The sequence below is a fragment of the Paenibacillus brasilensis genome (genome assembly GCF_009363115.1).
Classification (GTDB): domain Bacteria; phylum Bacillota; class Bacilli; order Paenibacillales; family Paenibacillaceae; genus Paenibacillus; species Paenibacillus brasilensis.
This window is the reverse complement of the sequence record NZ_CP045298.1, coordinates 1,335,165-1,352,994: the sequence shown is the minus strand read 5'-3', so window position 1 is coordinate 1,352,994 and position 17,830 is coordinate 1,335,165. Positions and strand designations below refer to the sequence as shown.

The window sequence follows — 17,830 nt, the reverse complement described above, 5'->3', positions numbered from 1 at the left end:
CTGTCTGGTTTACAGGCAGAAGGCAGTCTTTTTGTGTTTCCGGCTATAGCCATTCGGTCAGCCCAATCATCGTAATCAAGCCGAGAATAAAAGAGAATGTGGCGATCCGCTGATTGCCGTCCCCGTGACTTTCAGGGATTAGCTCCTTGTAGACGATAAACATCATAGCTCCGGCGGCAAAAGCTAAGCCGTAAGGAACCAGTCCGTTGACCCAGCTGCTCAAATAAAATCCGACCAGACTCGTAATGATTTCCACAGCTCCGGTGAGGGTGGCAATGCCCAATGCCTTGAAACGACCGATGTTTTGATTCACGAGAAATAAGGCTACGATAAAGCCCTCCGGGGCATTTTGCAGGCCGATGGAAAAGGCGATCAAATTGCCGAGATTTTGGGTTTCACTCGCGTAGCTGACTCCGACGGAAAGCCCCTCCGGCAAATTGTGCAGCGTAATAGCCGCAATAATGAGAAAAGATTTGGACTCCAGCTGAAAGGTCTTGGAATCCGGGTCCTCCAGGTCGGCATGGGGGATATACATTTCCATTACCAGTAATACGAGACAGCCGAGCAAAATGCCGGCAGACAGCACAAACCAATTGGAATGCCGGATGGCTTCGGGAATCAGGTTATACACGGATGCAGAGGTCATGATTCCTGCGGCATAAGCCAGCAAAACATCGCGAAGTCGATGGGTAATATTGCGCATAAATAATATGGGCACGGCGCCGAGTCCGGTGGACAGGGCGGAAATCAGACTGCCTACAAAAACATCATTCATAATCGGGATAACCCCTCCATACCTGATTAATCTTCCAGCGTCGCTTCATGAAAACTTCATTTGACTGTTTACAGCTATTTCCGCATAATGAAATTAGGATTTAGAATCAGTCTAAGTCATAGGATGTTATTAAACAAGGGATTCATTTTTACATCAGCCGGGTGTCCACATTTTGGATAGGCTGCTGGAAGAACTGCTTTTAGAGTATATGCAGTAGCCCAGCGCCCGGTAACGAAACTCGCTATATAATACTTATGATATTTTAGGAGGAACCAAGATATGTACAAGTCCATTATTATAGGTACCGGCCCTGCCGGTCTGACCGCTGCGATCTATCTGGCACGTGCCAACATGAACCCATTGGTGATCGAAGGACCACAGCCAGGCGGACAATTGACCACGACTACTGAGGTCGAAAATTTCCCAGGTTTTCCGGAAGGAATCATGGGACCCGATTTGATGGACAATATGCGTAAGCAAGCGGAGCGTTTTGGTGCTGAATTCCGTACAGGCTGGGTGAACAAGGTCGATACAACCGCTCGTCCTTTTACATTGGATGTAGAGGGCTTGGGTGAATTGGTTACTGACACGCTGATCATTTCCACAGGCGCAACTGCAAAATACCTGGGGATTCCCGGCGAACAGGATAACATCGGACGCGGCGTGAGCACTTGCGCGACCTGTGATGGATTCTTTTTCCGTGGCAAGGAAATTGTGGTCATCGGTGGTGGGGATTCCGCGCTGGAGGAAGCTAACTTCCTGACACGTTTTGCCTCCAAAGTAACGTTGATACATCGCCGTGAAGAACTGCGCGCCTCCAAAATTATGCAGGATCGTGCTCGTGCCAACAGTAAAATTGAGTGGGCGCTCAATCGTACTCCTGTAGAAGTGATTGCTGACGAGAACGGAGTAACCGGCTTAAAGGTACTGAACAATGCTACAGGCGAAGAAGAAATCATTACGGTTAGCGGTGTATTCGTGGCCATCGGTCACCATCCGAACACAGGCTTCCTCGAGGGTCAAATTACAACCGATGCGAACGGTTATATCGTCGTAAATCCTGGTACTTCCGAAACGAACGTACCCGGGGTATTCGCTTGTGGCGACGTACAGGATACACGCTACAGACAAGCGATTACAGCAGCAGGCAGCGGCTGCATGGCCGCTATGGACAGCGAGAAGTATATCGAAAGCCTGGAGCACAGCGCATTGGCTCTGTAATATTTCGTTACAAGTATGAATAAATATATTATTTACAACAATAATTGATGAGGTGATCTATCATGGAAAAAGCAATTGTATACACATCTACAAACTGCCCGCATTGCCGTCAAGTCAAAAGCTATTTGAGCGAAAAAGGCGTGGAGTACGAAGAACGCAACATTGAAACAAATGAAGCGTTCGCACAAGAGGTTTGGGATATGGGCATTCGTGCCGTTCCATTGACTTTGATCGGGGAAGAACGTATTTCCGGTATGAACAAAACCAAGTTTGAAAAAGTGCTGAACGCTTAATCAACTGGGGAATAATCAAAATAAATGGGCGTATAGGAACTATAATGTTCCTGTACGCCCTTTTTTTACAGAGATACCCGTACACACCCGAGAAAAGGGGCTGTTGCTGCATAGGCAGCGCCTAACATGGTCGAACGGCTGCCCAGCGTGGAAAAACGGATTTGCAGTTGCCGACGATGATAGGGCAGGGCACGTTCATCAATCACCTCACGCATTCTCTCTTCCAGCCATGGTCTGGCTTCCGCCAGTGGACCGCCAATAATAAGCATTCCGGGGTTGAGACTGTTCACAATGTTGGTAATGCCCACACCCAAATATCGCCCGATATCATGAAAGACGCTTAACGTATCCGCGTCACCTTGCCGGGCGAACGGCAGTAATTCCGCTGTACTGCGCGCGGGCAGCTTGAAAGTGGATGTCGCATATGCCTTCTCCGAAGCATACAGCTCCCAGCAGCCCCGGCTGCCGCAGGAGCAGAGCCGTCCATTCCAGTCAATGGTCATATGACCTGTCTCTCCGGCGTACCCCCAGGCTCCTTGGTACGGCTTGCCGTCAATGATAATTCCGGCCCCGATCCCGGACCCTGCACTGATGTAGACTAGATCCCGTACCAGCTGTCGATGTTCGCCGTCCATACCATAGTACAGCTCGCCCTGCGCACCGACGTTGGCCTCGTTATCCACGATGACGGGAAGGTCAAGCGCAGTCTCAAGCTGCTGCCGCAGAGGGACCTCTTCCCAGCCCAGATTGGGTGCGAACAAAACCATTCCTGATTCATCCACCATACCCGGCACCCCCAGTCCAATGCCGACGATACCGTGAGGGGAGGGAGGAGTGACCTGCATAAGCTCCTGAACCAGCTTTTGAATCTGCTCCATGACAAAGGCAGGATCATGCTGTCTCAGGGGGAGGGAAAGCTCTGTCTCAATGGCTCCCGCCAAATCAGTCAGAGCACCCTTGATATACTGCACACTAACCTCGATGCCAAGCACAAAGCCAGCACGGCTGTTAAACAGCAGCATTAAAGGCTTGCGCCCGCCACTGGATTCACCTAAACCCGTTTCATATACAAGTCCCTCGGTGATCAGCTCTGCTACCAGATTGGAGACGGTGGCCTTGTTTAACCCGGTTTGACTTGATAATTGTGCTCGGGATAGCGGGGCATGGAGGCGGATGCGCTCCAGCACAATGGATTTATTCAGCTTTTTGACAAGCGCCTGATCGCCGGTGACATTCATGTTCTTTTCACTTCGGAGATTGCCGAGCAGAGCGGACTTTCGCCTGCAACGAAGGTGTATGCAGGGGGAGCGGACAACGCATGCGGTGCGATTGGCGCAGGTATTTTGAGCGAAGGCCGCACCTTATGCAGCATCGGTACCTCAGGCGTCGTGCTTTCCTATGAGGAGCGCAAGGACATAGATGTGCAGGGCCGGGCGCATTTTTTCAACCATAGCGAGCAGGATGCTTATTATATCATGGGCGTTACACTCGCGGCCGGCTACAGCCTGACCTGGTTTAAGGATACCTTTGCACCGGAGCATTCCTTTGATGCATTGTTGGAAGGTGTAGACTCGGTTGAGCCGGGTAGCCGCGGGCTGCTGTTTACGCCTTATATTGTCGGCGAACGTACCCCTCATCCGGATGCTACCATTCGAGGCAGCTTTATCGGGATGGATACGGGACATAAGCTCGCGCATTTTACACGGGCGGTGCTGGAGGGAATTACGTTCTCGCTCAAGGAATCCATTGATATTCTCAGAGGAACAGGCAAGACGGTGAAGGAAGTCATCTCCATCGGCGGTGGGGCGCGTAATGAGGCGTGGCTGCAAATGCAGGCAGATATTTTCAATGCGGATATCATCAAGCTGGAGAGTGAGCAGGGACCTGCCCTGGGGGCGGCCATGCTGGCTGCATACGGTAGCGACTGGTTTGAATCGCTGCAAGCGTGTGCTGAAGCTTTCCTTCGTGAGGCGGCGAGATATTCACCGAACCCCGAGCGTGTGGCTCGATATGAAGGCCTGTATGAGCTGTATCGTGAAGTTTACCAGCACACGCGCGAACTCAATGAGCATTTGGCAGAGTATCGCTAGATAGGGTGAGCTATGAGTGTAAAGGAAAAGCGTTTGCGGGTTAGGATCAACCTGCAGACGCTTTTTTCATGGGATGCTTAGCCGGATTAGATGTTTCTCTTAATGTTGGCATGATCTTCATTCACAGTACTCGCGGCACAGCCCGGACATGACTTACTCGATGAGCACCCGGCACAGGCACCTTGGCGGCTTTTTCGCAAAAAGCGTACCAACACCCATGCGCTATAACCAAGGATCGCCAATAAAATAATAATATTAATCATGGAATCCACTTCCTTTTATATTCATAGGGTCTAGCTTAACCCCAACCTAATAATCTGCCACACTGATAAATGAAGACGGCGATGATATATGCGACGGTCAAAGGATAGATCACAGAAAATGCGGTCCAGCGCCAGGAAAGTGTCTCTTTACGAATAACCGCTACCGTAGCCAGACACGGCACATACAACAGAATGAACACCATAAAGCTAAAGGAAGCAAGCGGTGTAAAGGCATGGCTAACCTGCAGCTCCAGTCCCTGCATATCAGGAACGTGGTAAATGATATTCATCGTGGATACGATAACCTCCTTGGCCATAAAGCCCGTAAGCAGAGACGCGCCTGCTTGCCAGGTGCCGAAACCGAGAGGGGCCAATATGGGTGCAAACCATCCTCCAACCGTGGCGAGCAGACTGTCATCCATTTCTGCACCGAAGCCTTGCGGACCAAAATTGGACAATAGCCAGATGCCGACGGAGCCGGCAAGAATAATCGTTCCGGCCTTACGAACGAAGCCCTTGACCTTCTCCCATGTGCTGCGAAATAGTGTAAGAGCTTGCGGCACCCGATAGGGAGGGAGCTCCACGATGAAGAGCGAGGGCTCCCCTGATAAAATCGACACTTTGGAAAAAATTTTAGCAAGTATAAGCGATACGGTGATTCCGAGTACGTACATCAGCATAATGATGCTTGCCGCATGTGTCGGGAAAAATACCCCCGCAAACAACGCATACACCGGCAGGCGGGCCGAGCAGGACATAAAAGGCACCAGCAACGTTGTAATGAGGCGTTCTCTCGGCTGTTCAATGGTGCGTGCCGCCATAATCGCCGGAACATTGCAGCCAAATCCGATGATGAAGGGGATGAAGCTTTTCCCGTTCAAGCCAACCGCCTGCATCAGACGGTCCATTAATATCGTGACCCGTGCCATATATCCGGAATCCTCAATCACCGAGATGATCAGGAATAAAATAGCGATCTGGGGCAGAAACACGAGCACGCCCCCGACTCCAGCCACGATGCCGTCCACGACCAGACTTTGCGTAAAAGCAGAGGCATTCCATTGAACTAGCACTTCAGAAATAAAGCTGCTTAGTGTCCCGGAAAAGAATCCGTCCAGCATATCTGAAAGGATCGTACCTGCCCAATCGAAGGTAAACTTGAAGGTAGCGTACATCAGCAGCAGAAAGATCGGAATCCCCAGATACCGATGGGTTAGCACCGCGTCCAGCTTATCCGTCAGACCGTGTGGCTTGAGCTTGGAGGTGTCGAGTACCCTGGTGCACAGATCAGCGATCCATGCTGAACGTACAGAACGGATATGCTGGGCAGGGGTGGCTGTATAACCTTCGCCGTGAAGATCTTCCTCACAGCGCTGGATACGTGCAGTGACCTTTTCACGCTGTACCTCATTTGTCATCCAGTCCATGACGACAGGATTGTTTTCCAGACATTGCAGCGCGGCCCATCGAAGTTGAAGTACAGGCGCCTCCGTTAACAGGCTGCCTATATCTGTAATCGCGGCTTCGACGGCAGGACCGTAGTCTAATTGAAAAGTATTGGATGTGCGCCGTACCTCTCGCAGAGAGGCAAGCATTTGCTTACTTCCGCTGCCTGTACGGGCCACCATAGGAATAATAGGAACGTTCAATTGCTCAGCCAGCAATTCTTTGTTTACGTGGAGCCCCGTCGCATCAGCTACGTCGGTCATGTTTAAGCCGAGTACAAGCGGACGGCCATACTCCAGTAGCTGTACGGTCAGATACAGATTACGCTGGAGCTGGGAGGCATCCACGATGTTAATGAGGGCCGCTGGTGGCTCCTCCAGCAAATAACGGGTCGCTACACCTTCGTCCAGCGAAAGAGGAAGTAAGGAGTAGGCCCCCGGCAAATCCACCAAAACGGCAGACTTGTCGCGCAGGAGCCCCGTTTTCTTTTCTACCGTGACTCCCGACCAGTTGCCCACCTCTGCATACGTACGCGTCAGCTTGTTGAATAATGAGGTTTTTCCCGTATTGGGATTACCAAATAGAGCAATCATGTCCATGTTGGAACGACCTCCAGTTGCTTCACCTGATTTTGGCGGAGACCAACCAGCTGACCATTGCATTCAATGACAATAGGACCACCCAACAAACTGATTTTTTTCAACCGTATAATGGAACCTTCGTCAATACCCATGTCTGTTAAGCGGCGGCGCAATGAGGGATGGAGAGGTGCGAGAGATTGCAAACGCACAGTCTGGCCTAATGGACTACGAAGGAGTGAGATACATTCTGGCATGGTACTCAGCCTTTCTGATGTAGAATGAGAATCAATATCATTTAGTTCCGATGCCAGTACCATATCATAAGGAGTGCCAGGTTGCAATGATAAAATTCTCACTGAAATGAATGTGTGCCTGCTATTCCGTCTGTTATAAAAGGCAGTATGGTGTCGCAAACTGCCTCGGATTGGGCCTATACTCGTCTGCAACCGACAAAACTAGAGCGCTTGGGGCAGCTGTTTTTATGGTAAGATAGAGCTGTTTACAACTATGCTAAGAAGGGCAGGAACGCTCTGTATGAACAGAAAAATCGGGGTTAGGCTTGTAAAATGTCTGGTTGCGGGCGCAGCGCTGGCTGTGTTGCTGCCGCAGGCTGTGAAGTGGGGTAACAACGTATATGCGGCTTCGGTCAAGCCGACTTTATCCGTATCATCGCAGCAGCTTCAGAATAAGCTTTTAAAGGCCATGGATACACGGAGTGAAACGCTGACCTTTACATATCAAGGGCGGGTGAACGGTCTCAAGCAGCAGCTAGAGACGGCCATTCAACAGGCTATGGAAAGCGACCCGTATGTGAATTATACGATCAAAAGTTATGCATTCAGCTATACTGGCACCACCACGTCTGCGCAGGTCACGATTCGTTTGAGCTACCGTGAAACGAAGGAACAGACAGCCTACGTGGATAGCACAGTTCAATCCGTGCTGGGTGACATCATTACGAAGGGCATGACCGATCATGAGAAGGTAAAGGCCATTCATGACTGGATCGTGGTTCGTCTCAAATATGATGAAACGCAGCAAAAGTATACAGCCTACGATGGTCTGAAAACCGGGAGTACTGTCTGTCAGGGCTATTCACTGCTAGCCTACAAAATGCTGGAACGTGCAGGGATTACGAACCGGATTGTAGAAGGAAGAGCAGGGGGCCAACTGCATGCATGGAATCTTGTATTACTGGATGGGCACTGGTATCACATGGATACGACCTGGGATGATCCAACTCCGGATCGCGGGAATGAGGTAAGCACTTCCTATTATCTGCTGACTGATACCGAAATGCGCCGGGACCACACATGGGTTAAACCGTACCCTCAGGCGAACACAATATATCGGAAGACCTTATCAGCGCTAATAGCTGCGGGAGGACCGAAGGCTGCTGTGTATCAAAAGCTGTACAATAACCTGGAATATCCGCTGCAAGACGGCAAAGGGCTGGTTAAATCATCTGCCGACATCAGGGAGCAGGTTCGCACGGCTGTAAATAAAGGGGGGACGACGCTTACCTTCGGATATCAGGGAACAGAGCGAAGCCTCAAGGAAGATTTGCAGCCATTGTATCAGCTCGGTTTGAAGTCCATCTCCTATCAGATTACGAATTTAGGCAGTACCGGGAATCTTCGTGTAACACTGAAATGGACCTGATCATCTTGCTGTAAAAAAAGCTACACTACTAAAGGAGCATTTTATTGATATGCACAAGCGTTCCTTTACCTATTTGCTTGGCACGCAGACCATGTCAAATGCGGCCGACATTCTTTATATTATGGCACTTGTATCGCTCGTTTTTCATGAAACGGATTCGATCTTTTCCTCGGTGCTCGTTCCATTGCTGCGGATGGGAGCACAGATGATCAGCGGATTTTTGGCACCGCTGCTTTTGGCCCGATTTCAGCTGCCTTTTATTTTATTCGTTTCCCAGCTCGGGCAGCTGGCTTTCTTCGCCGTTCTGCTGGGTCACCTGTGGTCAGCGGGTACGGAGCCGATATGGATGCTTGTGTTTACGATGGTGGCAGCCATGTCTTTTCTGGATGGCTGGACTACACCTGCACGTAATGCGTTGATTCCTCGACTTGCATCCGGAGATGGGCTGATGCGGGCGAACAGTCTTGTATCGGTCAGCGATCAGACGGTGCAGTTAGCGGGGTGGGGGCTTAGCGGTGTCCTTGTAGCCATGCTGGGCTCTGAGAAGACACTGCTGGTGGCTGGTGGGCTGTATATGGTGGCTCTGATTTTCACCAGCTTGATCCGAGATCCATTAGAGGGCAAGGTCCATTACTTGCTGCAGCCCGGAACACGAGTACGAAGCGGGGATGCTTTAGCGTCCGAAACTGTATCTGAGCCGGGGCAAGAGCATCATGATATGCCTCCTGTGCATTTGGAGGATACGCTGCTTGGACATGAGTCAGAGAGCCCGGCATTACCTCCGAAGCGTAAAAAAGAGATACTGCGTGAAGGCTGGAGCCTTATCGGAGCCAGTCGAAGGCTCAAAGCTCTTATTTTTATGGATATGATTGACCTGCTAGGAGGCTCAGTTTGGGTCGGCGCGTTCACGCTTGCTTTTGCTCAGCAGGTTCTGCACAAGAGCGAGGCATGGTGGGGATACATTAATGCAGCGTATTTTGCGGGCGCAATTGGTGGTGGCATCGTTGTCCTCGCCTGCGTTAAGCTTTTGCAGCGCAGACTGCTGCCTGCCATGCTGGCGGGGATGGCAGGCTACTGCCTGCTGACAGCTTGGTATGCTCTGAACACACTACCGCCACTGACGCTGCTGATCGTGCTGTTGATGGGACTACCTGCGGAAATGTCTGTCGTATCCCGCCGTACGATGATGCAAATGAGTGTGTCTGTGCATGATTTGCCCAAGGTGCTGTCTGCCCAGGCCACACTGACAAGTCTGACCTTTTGTATTTCGTTGCTCTTAATGGGCTGGATTGCAGATCATCTGGGCATCGTTAATTTGTACTTGTTTTCCTCATTGTTGACACTGATTGCTGTAATATACGGCATCTTTAGTCGACGTGCCTTGGCTACGTCAGTAACAGCTACAGTAGCAGCAGCTTCTCCCTCCAAATAAAAAAACAAAAAGCCCGTCTCCGGGCATATAAGGTGAACATGTGGAGACGGGCTTTTTTACTATTATATTTATTTATCCGAGGATGCATCTGAACTCAAATCACATGCTTTTAATGGAACGACTTTGGTACGTTTGATCCATTTGTAGCCGAACCACAGAATAAGGAACAGTGGCACACTCATGTACGTAGCAATCATCCTCTTCCAGTCGATCTCCTGTCCGGTGAAGGCATCCGCACCTTGCCCGATAATAACAATGATACACAGCGCGAAGGCGAACAACGGTCCGAACGGGAACCAGCGTGCTTTGTAAGGAAGCTCACTCAGACTGTGGCCCTGTGCTGTAAAGGCGCGGCGGAAGCGATAGTGACTGACTGCAATCCCGACCCACGTAATAAATCCGCACATCCCGGAGGCGTTTAGCAGCCAGTTGTAGACGACACCGTCTCCGTACAGAGAAGCGAGAAAAGCCAGCATCCCGACAGCGGTCGTGATCAGTAAGGCATTCATAGGAATGCCGCGTCGATTGACGCGTCCGAGGATGCGGGGAGCTTTGCCTTCACGTGCCAAAGCAAACAATACACGTGTCGCCGCGTACATCCCCGAGTTGCCTGCCGACAATACGGAAGTCAAAATGACAGCGTTCATGACAGAGGCGGCAATCGCAAGTCCGGCTTTTTCAAACACAAGCGTGAACGGGCTGACGCCAATGTCACTGATATCTCCCCGCAGCAAATTCGGATTCGTGTACGGAATGATCAATCCAATGACGAGAATCGCCAGAATATAAAAGAACAGGATGCGCCAAAAGATTTGGCGAATAGCACGCGGCACATTATCACGCGGATTTTCACTCTCTCCAGCGGCTACGCCGATCAGTTCTGTTCCCTGAAAGGAAAAGCCCGCAGCCATGAATACACCCAATACGGCAAAGAATCCGCCATGGAACGGAGCGTCTCCGACAGTGAAGTTGGCGAAGCCAACCGCCGGCCCCCCCATAATGCCGAAGATCATCAGCACACCCACAGCCAAAAAGATCACAACGGTCACAATTTTAATCATGGCAAACCAGTATTCAGACTCACCGTACCCTTTGACCGTCAACGCGTTCAACGCAAAGATTACGGCCAGAAATATCAGACTCCACCAGGCGGAGTGGCTTTCCGGGAACCAATATTTGATCAGCACTGTCGCTGCTGCCAACTCGGCGGCAATCGTCACCGCCCAGTTGTACCAGAAGTTCCAGCCCATGGCGAAACCAAAGGCCGGATCAACGAAGCGACCTGCATAGGTGTTAAAAGAGCCGGATTCGGGCATAAACGTAGCCAATTCACCAAGGCTGGTCATCAGGAAGTAAACCATGAGACCGACTGCCGCATAGGCCAGCAGGGCTCCGCCAGGTCCAGCTTCGGCAACCGCGCCTCCACTGGCAAGGAACAGGCCTGTTCCGATGGAGCCCCCGAGGGCGATCATCGTCATATGTCGGGCTTTGAGACTTTTTCGCAAGGTTGCGTCAGGTGTTGCTTTGTGTTGCACGTTCAAACACTCCTTCATGAAATTGTATTTCATGTCAGGGCAAGAGCCAGAAGGAGGGGGAGTATATAAATCAAAAAACCGCAGGGAAATACGCCTGCGGTCTTGTCTATGCATTCCGCACCATACCTTCTTCTATAACAAGATAGCTCAACACACGTGTCTGTGTCAGGACAACGCGTGACAGTTCTGCTCCTTTCGGTCAGCAGCCCCAGCATTCGGAGTATTTACAAAGAGTCAGCTCCGCATACTTCGGCGGGTGTACCTTTCCACTGGAATCACAGACGGCTCTTGACGTCTCCTCCGGTGTACTGATTACATCCGCGACCTCTACCTCATCATAAAACAGGGTTGATGAGGTGTATGACATGATATTTTATTGTATAGCGAACTACAGTATAACGTACCTGTACATCTTCTGACAATCGACAATTTTTTGAAAATCCTTTCGTAGAAGCTTTAATCAAGAGTTGCGCTTGGCCATCTGCTGCCACACGGTGCCTGCGGCTTGCTCGCCTGATTCGATGCGCTCCAGCGCCATTTTGGCCTGTAGACTGACCTCGAATTCGGGGTCATTGACAGCCTTCTCCAGCGCGTCACGCGCCTCCTCGGTCCCGACCTCGTATAAAAAACGGGCGGCCCGCCAGCGAACCAGCTTGCTGCTGTCCGACAGCGCTCCAATCATCGCACCGGTAGCGACCGGATCACCGATGTCCGACAGCGTGTCGCCTGCGGTACGGCGTACCGCGGCGGAAGGATCGCGCAACGCCTCGGCCAGCAGCTCCATCGCCTCCGGTGAGCGGATATCGCCCAGATAGACGACAGCCAGCCGCCGCAGCTGCATTTTGTCGTCATGCAGCGCTTGCCGGATAAGCGGCAAATGCTCGGGTGTCGGCTCCAGCCGATCCAGCGCGGCATAGCGTGTACGCCAATCCTCGTGCCGCAGGGCCTGCTCCAACTCGGCATCGCTCCATTCGCGGCGCTCCTCCACGAATTCGCTGTTGTTCGCGCCATGGGCGATCGCCTGCTGGATAATCTGCTCCAGCCGTTCCTGCGGAAAGGCGGCTTCCAGCTCCTGCTCGACCTCGCGCGCAATATCCGGCAGCTCACCGTAACGAATGCCGTAATCACTGAGCTTGCGCTCCTTGATCAACGTAGCACTGGCTACACGTGTAACGGCTTGCACAAAGCGGTCGGACAAGGAAATCCGTTCCTCCTTCTGTCCCGCCTTAACCCGAATTTGCATCGGAAGGCCGCGGAAAAATTGCACAAAGACCTGTGCTTCGCCAAACGCTTCCCCGGAGGTTTCTTCCGGTAAATCCCAATTGGCGTCAGCGCCTTCCTCGCCCAGTTGATCCCGGACTTGACCCAGAATGGTAGACCAATCTGCATTGCCTTTGCGGTCAAGGGCGACAAAATCTGTCGTATGAAACACGCTTTTGACCCCTTCAATGGCCAGCATGCGCCGGATAAATGGAGGGGCGGAACGCTCATTGTCCCGTGTATATGTTCTGCGGATACCTGCTTCCAGTCGTTCATCCAGATGCAGCATCATGGTGTTCGGACTGGGAGTCGGCTCGATAGATGTGATCTTCATAGCTCGGTACAGCCTCCTGTTCAAAAGTTCTCCATATATAGCTTATCTGTATTGTACCTCATTCTATGGATGTCTCCAAAGAGATAGTTTGTAATCTTGAGGAAAATGCAATGACATATATCGCATAAATCATATAAACATGTCTTGTGAGCATATGGTGGTTCTTAAATAAAAACAGGATGCTATATTTACTGAATTGGAAAGTTACTATGACGCCACTGCGCAGTCGGATGGTGCTTCCCATCGCCACCGCTTCGCTTGTACAGCACCATTCCGCCTACTCCGTTTTTATGTGAATTTTAGAGTTCGTTATAATATAGCTTTATGCACTCCGCTTCAATGAATCATTCTGCTTCTGACGAATGAGCAGGGAGGCGATAAAGCCCACAGACAGAACAGCTGCCAGCAGCATAAATGTAGCCGCCTGATTTCCGCCGTTACCCATCAAACGAATAGAAAGCATAGGTGCCAGGCTCGTACCTGCGAACAGAATGAAGGTGTAAAGTGAGACCGCTATCGCTCTTGCTGAACCTCCCAACTGGCCGACAATTGCAATGAGTGAAGGAACGCTCAGGGCAATGCCGCTTACAAAATATACACTCAACGCGACGATAACAATAAGAGAATGCGTCATTCCCATCAGCGCCAAGCTGAGAATGGAGAGAGCTAGGGCTGCTCGTAATATAAGATGCACACCCAATTTTTGGGCTAGCTTTCCGGCAAAAGGTGATAGAAGCATGCCGATGATGCCAGCGGATCTTACATAAAGCATCTGCGTGCTGTTCAGACCAAATTCGGGACCGCCCAGATAGCTGCCCAAAACAGTATACATGCTCACAAAGGACATCAGGAGCACAAAAGCGACCGTGTAGCTTAGCCACAAAGGATACGAGCGCACAACAGTACCCAACTGACTGAAGGCCGCTAAAATGCGGACGCCTCGTTGAGGCGAGGGAGCTTTAGGCAGGAAAAAAAGGACGATCAGGAAGGTTATGGCGTACAGTACCCCCAGCATCCAAAAGACCATATTCCATCCCATTTGTTCACTGATGACAATACTAAATACCTGTCCGGCAATACCTGCTACCAGAAAACCGGTGCTGATAAAGCCGATAGCCGTTACCCGCTTTTCGGTCGGAAACATATCTACAGCGTAAGCGAGAGCTACGGGAGAAAAGGTGGCCGCCGCCAAGCCCTGTAGCAGGCGCAGTGCCACTAATACCGGATACTGACTGGTTAAGCCGAGGCATAACGAAATAATCGTTAATGCGAGCAGTCCGGAGACGATGACCTGCTTTCGTCCAAAGCGGTCAGACAGTCCCCCATAAATAAGGCAGCCCATCGCAAAGCCCAAGGAAAAGATACTGCCCGGCAAGGCTGCTTCGGCAAGCGTTTTTCCAAATACATCGGCAAAGAGGGGAACCAGAGGCACCGTTACATATAGGCTGGACATGACTACAACCGCTGACCAGCATAGGATGACTATCATCCATCCATAAGGCAGAACTGCGGTTTCCTTCTGTATAGCGGTATGATTTGTTCGTAATTTACTCATTTATGGAACACTCCTCCATGATAAAATAAGCAACTTGTTAATATAATCAATTTGTAATATTAGATAACCTAATTATATGCTCAAAAAAAATTATCTACCCACCCCCAATCTGCGCTCCATATGATGGTGGAGCTTCTCTATAATCCGCGAAAAAACGACCTGCTCCTCAGGCTCCAAAATGCTCGCCAGAGAAGCACAGGAGGACCAAAATACAGGGAGTACCTGCTGTACAAGAAGGGAGCCTTCGTCTGTAATACGTACATGAATCTTGCGTCGATCCGTGGGAGTATGTTCCCTGATAATCCATCCTCTTTGCTCTGTCCAGTCCAGGATTGATGTCACGGATGCGCGTCGAATTCCGAGACGATCAGCAATCATCGAGGGGCTCATCTGGCCTTGTGATTGATGCAGGGTTAGCAGCAATAGCAAATCCAGTTTGCTCTCTGTCAGGCCGTAAACGGACAAATCCAGATCAATCGCATCAAGCACGTTATCACCCGTCCATAGCAAAAACAGACCGATGCGGGCAAGCTGCCGGTCCGTTTCGGCAAGAGCTGTTTGATCCATTAACTCCAGATAAGGATCTGGCCCAAGGCGGGGAAGAGGGGGTTGAACGGCGTCCCGCTGATGTTGTTTTGGCGGCATAAGTTCACTCTTTTCATGTAATTAGGTTATCTAACTATTTTTAATATAGCGAATTTGAAGGCATAAGACAATATCTAAACAGAAAAACGGCTGCATTCAGCACCAAAGCAGGGTTAAAAATCGGATGATTGAACCAAACTGAGAGTAGGTTACCAAAATGCGCCAAAAGATAAGTGAAGGAGGCGTTCCTATGTTCCGCAAGCAGGAAAGAACGCTCATTATTGTATGTATTGTGATTGCGGCTATTATGCTGTACGCCGTAATTAAAAGCATAGCTCGCTTGACTCCTTAGCTGGTAATCAAGAGCAACTCACGATGTTTTTCCTATTTTAAAATGTGAAATGAAGGAGTGAGACCCATTTGTCTTCACTGGACCCTGTATTGCTAAGCCGGATGCTGACCGGAATTACCCTGTTTGTTCATATTGTATTTGCATCCATTGGCGTTGGCGTACCCTTAATGATTGCACTTGCAGAATGGCGCGGGCTGCGAACCGGTGATTCACATTATACTTTGCTGGCCCGACGGTGGGCGCGGGGGTTTGTCATCACTGTGGCCGTGGGTGTCGTTACAGGCACCGCGATTGGTCTGCAGCTCAGCCTGCTCTGGCCTACCTTTATGCGGGTGGCTGGACAAGCGATTGCGTTGCCTTTGTTTTTGGAGACGTTTGCTTTCTTTATCGAAGCTATATTTCTGGGGATCTACTTGTACACCTGGGATCGGTTTAAAAGCAAATATTTCCACCTGATGCTGCTTATCCCGGTAGCGATTGCCTCATCTGCATCAGCGGTTTTTATTACGACTGTGAACTCGTTCATGAACCAGCCTCAAGGCTTTACACTCAAAAATGGAGTCATGACAGATATTCATCCCATTCAGGCCATGCTAAATCCCGCTACGCCGACCAAGGTTTCACATGTACTGGCTTCGTCATATACATTAAGCGCCGGGGTGCTGATGGGACTGGCTGCTTACAGCATGCTGCGGGGGCGTAATCACCCGTATTTCAAAAAAGCGCTGAAGCTGACGGCTACCTGCACCATTGTGTTTGCCATTAGTACAGTCATGATCGGAGACGCGTCTGGTAAATTTTTAGCCAAATATCAGCCGGAGAAGCTGGCTGCCGCTGAATGGCATTTTGATACGATGACGCACGCCCCCTTTGTATATGGCGGCTACATGGATGAAAACGGTGATATCAAGTATGCCCTGAAAGTTCCTTATGCACTGAGTGTGTTGGCCGGGAATTTGCCTAGTACGGAGGTCAAGGGATTAAATGATTATCCCGTAGATGAGCGTCCGCCGCTATCTATCCACTATATGTTTGACCTCAAAATCACCACCGGGGTGCTGATTTTGGTCATTCCTTTGCTATATTTGATCCGGGGGCGTTTGCCAGGTCGCAAACCATACCCCAGATGGCTGCTGCTGGCGCTTATTTTGGTCGGACCGCTGGCTATGATCGCCATTGAACTGGGTTGGATGTTCGCGGAGGTCGGCAGGCAACCGTGGATTTTACGCGGATACATGAAGGTATCCGAGGCAGCAACCACCTCTACCAGTGTCGGCTGGATGCTGGTGATGTTTGTTATTTTGTATCTGGTGTTGTGCTTCTCGGCCATTAAGGTACTGAGCAAGCTATTCCGAAATAAGGATGCGGTAGAAGAGATGAAGCAGTTGGGCATGGAAGGGGCTGAAAGCAAGTGAGCTATGAAATTGTCGGTATCGCCATTTTGTGGACCTTCCTGTTCGGTTATTTGATTGTGGCTTCTATTGATTTTGGTGCAGGCTTTTTCAGCTTTTACAGTGTGTTGACAGGTCACCAGAACAAAATCCACAATATCATTCAACGCTATCTATCCCCGGTGTGGGAGGTAACGAATGTATTTCTCATCTTTTTCGTGGTGGGATTGAACGGTTTTTTCCCGGATGCGGCTTATTACTATGGGACGGCGTTACTCGTTCCCGGCAGTATTGCGATTGTGCTTCTCGCGATTCGGGGAGTGTATTATGCGTACAATACGTATGGGCATTCCGGGACCAATAATATCGTCTACATGGCGTTGTACGGTGCAACAGGGCTGCTGATTCCGGCGGCGCTGTCCACGGTTCTCGCCATTTCGGAAGGCGGCATTATTGTGGAAAACAGCACAGGTGTTCATCTGCAATGGGACCAGCTATTTAGCAACCCCTATACGTGGGCAGTTATTATTCTGGCGCTGGTGAGTGTGCTGTATATATCGGCGATGTTTTTGTCCTTTTATGCCAAAAGGGCGGGAGACAAGGTCGCTTTCGAAATTGTACGGGGATATGCGTTGTTCTGGAGTGCTCCTACGATTTTGGCAAGTTTGTTCGCTTTTTTTCAGATCAACAAGCAAAATCCAGAACATTTTGCCAATATGCTAGGTATGGCCTGGATGTTCGTCGCATCTTCTGTATGCTTTGTAGGAGCTGTTTATCTGGTATGGCAACGACGCTATTTGGGCACCTCATTTATCCTGGTGATGCTGCAATTTGCATTTGCCTGGTATGGCTATGGTCGCTCGCATCTTCCGTATGTTTTGTACCCCTACATTAATGTGCATGGCAGCTTTACGAACCCTGCGATGGCGTATGCATTGATTACGGCGTTTAGTGCGGGACTGCTGGTATTGATCCCTTCGCTGATTCTGATATTGAGATTGTTCCTGTTCGATGCAAAATATGTGCGGGGAGAAATGGGGAAGAAAGGGTGAGTT

At 50.3% G+C, this 17,830-nt stretch carries 15 protein-coding genes, 1 pseudogene and 1 riboswitch; of the genes and pseudogenes, 7 read left to right on the top strand and 9 right to left on the bottom strand.

Annotated elements, in window-relative coordinates:
• Window positions 1-43: 43 nt before the first annotated feature.
• Window positions 44-775 carry a ZIP family metal transporter gene (locus tag GCU48_RS06390; protein ID WP_152379453.1) on the bottom strand — a complete coding sequence of 244 codons (732 nt, stop codon included), beginning with the start codon at window positions 773-775 and terminating at the stop codon, window positions 44-46.
• A gap of 279 nt (window positions 776-1,054) precedes the next feature.
• Here GCU48_RS06390 and trxB point away from each other — a divergent pair, with 279 nt between their 5' ends.
• On the top strand, window positions 1,055-1,996 hold the full coding sequence (trxB, locus tag GCU48_RS06385; RefSeq protein WP_025718015.1) for a thioredoxin-disulfide reductase: 942 nt from the start codon (window positions 1,055-1,057) through the stop codon (window positions 1,994-1,996).
• 62 nt (window positions 1,997-2,058) lie between these two features.
• Window positions 2,059-2,289, top strand: coding sequence for a glutaredoxin family protein (locus GCU48_RS06380; RefSeq protein ID WP_007432162.1), 231 nt, complete (start codon window positions 2,059-2,061; stop codon window positions 2,287-2,289).
• A gap of 65 nt (window positions 2,290-2,354) precedes the next feature.
• Here GCU48_RS06380 and GCU48_RS06375 read toward each other — a convergent pair whose 3' ends face one another.
• Entirely contained in the window at window positions 2,355-3,527 is a 1,173-nt protein-coding gene (locus GCU48_RS06375) for an ROK family transcriptional regulator (protein WP_152379452.1), read from the bottom strand.
• Window positions 3,528-3,542: 15 nt separating this feature from the next.
• On the opposite strand from GCU48_RS06375, the pseudogene GCU48_RS06370 reads away from it, so the two are divergent.
• A pseudogene (locus GCU48_RS06370) lies at window positions 3,543-4,379 on the top strand (FGGY-family carbohydrate kinase); the annotation flags it as partial.
• An 86-nt stretch (window positions 4,380-4,465) separates the two neighbouring features.
• Here GCU48_RS06370 and GCU48_RS06365 read toward each other — a convergent pair.
• From GCU48_RS06365 to GCU48_RS06355, 3 genes are read right to left on the bottom strand one after another with little or no spacing between them, the layout of a single operon-like run.
• Window positions 4,466-4,642 (bottom strand): FeoB-associated Cys-rich membrane protein, encoded by a 177-nt coding sequence (locus GCU48_RS06365; RefSeq protein ID WP_152379451.1) that lies wholly within the window; start codon window positions 4,640-4,642, stop codon window positions 4,466-4,468.
• A gap of 35 nt (window positions 4,643-4,677) precedes the next feature.
• Window positions 4,678-6,687 (bottom strand): ferrous iron transport protein B, encoded by a 2,010-nt coding sequence (gene feoB, locus GCU48_RS06360; protein WP_152379450.1) that lies wholly within the window; start codon window positions 6,685-6,687, stop codon window positions 4,678-4,680.
• On the bottom strand, window positions 6,678-6,923 hold the full coding sequence (locus GCU48_RS06355) for a FeoA family protein (protein ID WP_152379449.1): 246 nt from the start codon (window positions 6,921-6,923) through the stop codon (window positions 6,678-6,680). Before GCU48_RS06355 ends, feoB begins: the two co-directional genes overlap by 10 nt.
• 280 nt (window positions 6,924-7,203) lie before the next feature.
• On the opposite strand from GCU48_RS06355, the gene GCU48_RS06350 reads away from it, so the two are divergent.
• Entirely contained in the window at window positions 7,204-8,331 is a 1,128-nt protein-coding gene (locus GCU48_RS06350) for a transglutaminase domain-containing protein (RefSeq protein ID WP_152379448.1), read from the top strand.
• A 49-nt stretch (window positions 8,332-8,380) separates the two neighbouring features.
• Complete coding sequence (locus GCU48_RS06345; protein WP_152379447.1) at window positions 8,381-9,763, top strand: MFS transporter; 1,383 nt, start codon at window positions 8,381-8,383, stop codon at window positions 9,761-9,763.
• Between the two features lie 68 nt (window positions 9,764-9,831).
• On the opposite strand, the gene GCU48_RS06340 is transcribed toward GCU48_RS06345, so the two are convergent.
• From GCU48_RS06340 to GCU48_RS06325, 4 genes are all read right to left on the bottom strand, one after another.
• Window positions 9,832-11,298, bottom strand: a complete 1,467-nt coding sequence (locus tag GCU48_RS06340) for an amino acid permease (RefSeq protein ID WP_152379446.1) — start codon at window positions 11,296-11,298, stop codon at window positions 9,832-9,834.
• Window positions 11,299-11,433: 135 nt separating this feature from the next.
• Window positions 11,434-11,636, bottom strand: a riboswitch (Lysine riboswitch).
• Between the two features lie 122 nt (window positions 11,637-11,758).
• Window positions 11,759-12,892 carry a virulence factor gene (locus GCU48_RS06335; RefSeq protein WP_152379445.1) on the bottom strand — a complete coding sequence of 378 codons (1,134 nt, stop codon included), beginning with the start codon at window positions 12,890-12,892 and terminating at the stop codon, window positions 11,759-11,761.
• A gap of 322 nt (window positions 12,893-13,214) precedes the next feature.
• A complete protein-coding gene (locus GCU48_RS06330) occupies window positions 13,215-14,447 on the bottom strand; it encodes an MFS transporter (protein WP_152379444.1) in 1,233 nt (410 codons plus the stop codon).
• 90 nt (window positions 14,448-14,537) lie between these two features.
• Complete coding sequence (locus tag GCU48_RS06325; RefSeq protein ID WP_152379443.1) at window positions 14,538-15,092, bottom strand: MarR family winged helix-turn-helix transcriptional regulator; 555 nt, start codon at window positions 15,090-15,092, stop codon at window positions 14,538-14,540.
• 360 nt (window positions 15,093-15,452) lie between these two features.
• On the opposite strand from GCU48_RS06325, the gene GCU48_RS06320 reads away from it, so the two are divergent.
• Both GCU48_RS06320 and GCU48_RS06315 read left to right on the top strand, forming a co-directional pair.
• A complete protein-coding gene (locus tag GCU48_RS06320) occupies window positions 15,453-16,799 on the top strand; it encodes a cytochrome ubiquinol oxidase subunit I (RefSeq protein ID WP_152379442.1) in 1,347 nt (448 codons plus the stop codon).
• On the top strand, window positions 16,796-17,827 hold the full coding sequence (locus tag GCU48_RS06315) for a cytochrome d ubiquinol oxidase subunit II (RefSeq protein WP_025717055.1): 1,032 nt from the start codon (window positions 16,796-16,798) through the stop codon (window positions 17,825-17,827). Before GCU48_RS06320 ends, GCU48_RS06315 begins: the two co-directional genes overlap by 4 nt.
• The last annotated feature ends 3 nt before the right edge of the window (window positions 17,828-17,830 follow it).

Coding starts and splice junctions, on each gene's coding strand:
- GCU48_RS06390 (WP_152379453.1), bottom strand. CDS start 775: ATGAATGATGTTTTTGTAGGCAGTCTGATTTCCGCCCTGTCCACCGGA.
- GCU48_RS06325 (WP_152379443.1), bottom strand. CDS start 15,092: ATGCCGCCAAAACAACATCAGCGGGACGCCGTTCAACCCCCTCTTCCC.
- GCU48_RS06365 (WP_152379451.1), bottom strand. CDS start 4,642: ATGATTAATATTATTATTTTATTGGCGATCCTTGGTTATAGCGCATGG.
- feoB (WP_152379450.1), bottom strand. CDS start 6,687: ATGGACATGATTGCTCTATTTGGTAATCCCAATACGGGAAAAACCTCA.
- GCU48_RS06330 (WP_152379444.1), bottom strand. CDS start 14,447: ATGAGTAAATTACGAACAAATCATACCGCTATACAGAAGGAAACCGCA.
- GCU48_RS06355 (WP_152379449.1), bottom strand. CDS start 6,923: ATGCCAGAATGTATCTCACTCCTTCGTAGTCCATTAGGCCAGACTGTG.
- GCU48_RS06375 (WP_152379452.1), bottom strand. CDS start 3,527: ATGAATGTCACCGGCGATCAGGCGCTTGTCAAAAAGCTGAATAAATCC.
- trxB (WP_025718015.1), top strand. CDS start 1,055: ATGTACAAGTCCATTATTATAGGTACCGGCCCTGCCGGTCTGACCGCT.
- GCU48_RS06345 (WP_152379447.1), top strand. CDS start 8,381: ATGCACAAGCGTTCCTTTACCTATTTGCTTGGCACGCAGACCATGTCA.
- GCU48_RS06350 (WP_152379448.1), top strand. CDS start 7,204: ATGAACAGAAAAATCGGGGTTAGGCTTGTAAAATGTCTGGTTGCGGGC.
- GCU48_RS06380 (WP_007432162.1), top strand. CDS start 2,059: ATGGAAAAAGCAATTGTATACACATCTACAAACTGCCCGCATTGCCGT.
- GCU48_RS06335 (WP_152379445.1), bottom strand. CDS start 12,892: ATGAAGATCACATCTATCGAGCCGACTCCCAGTCCGAACACCATGATG.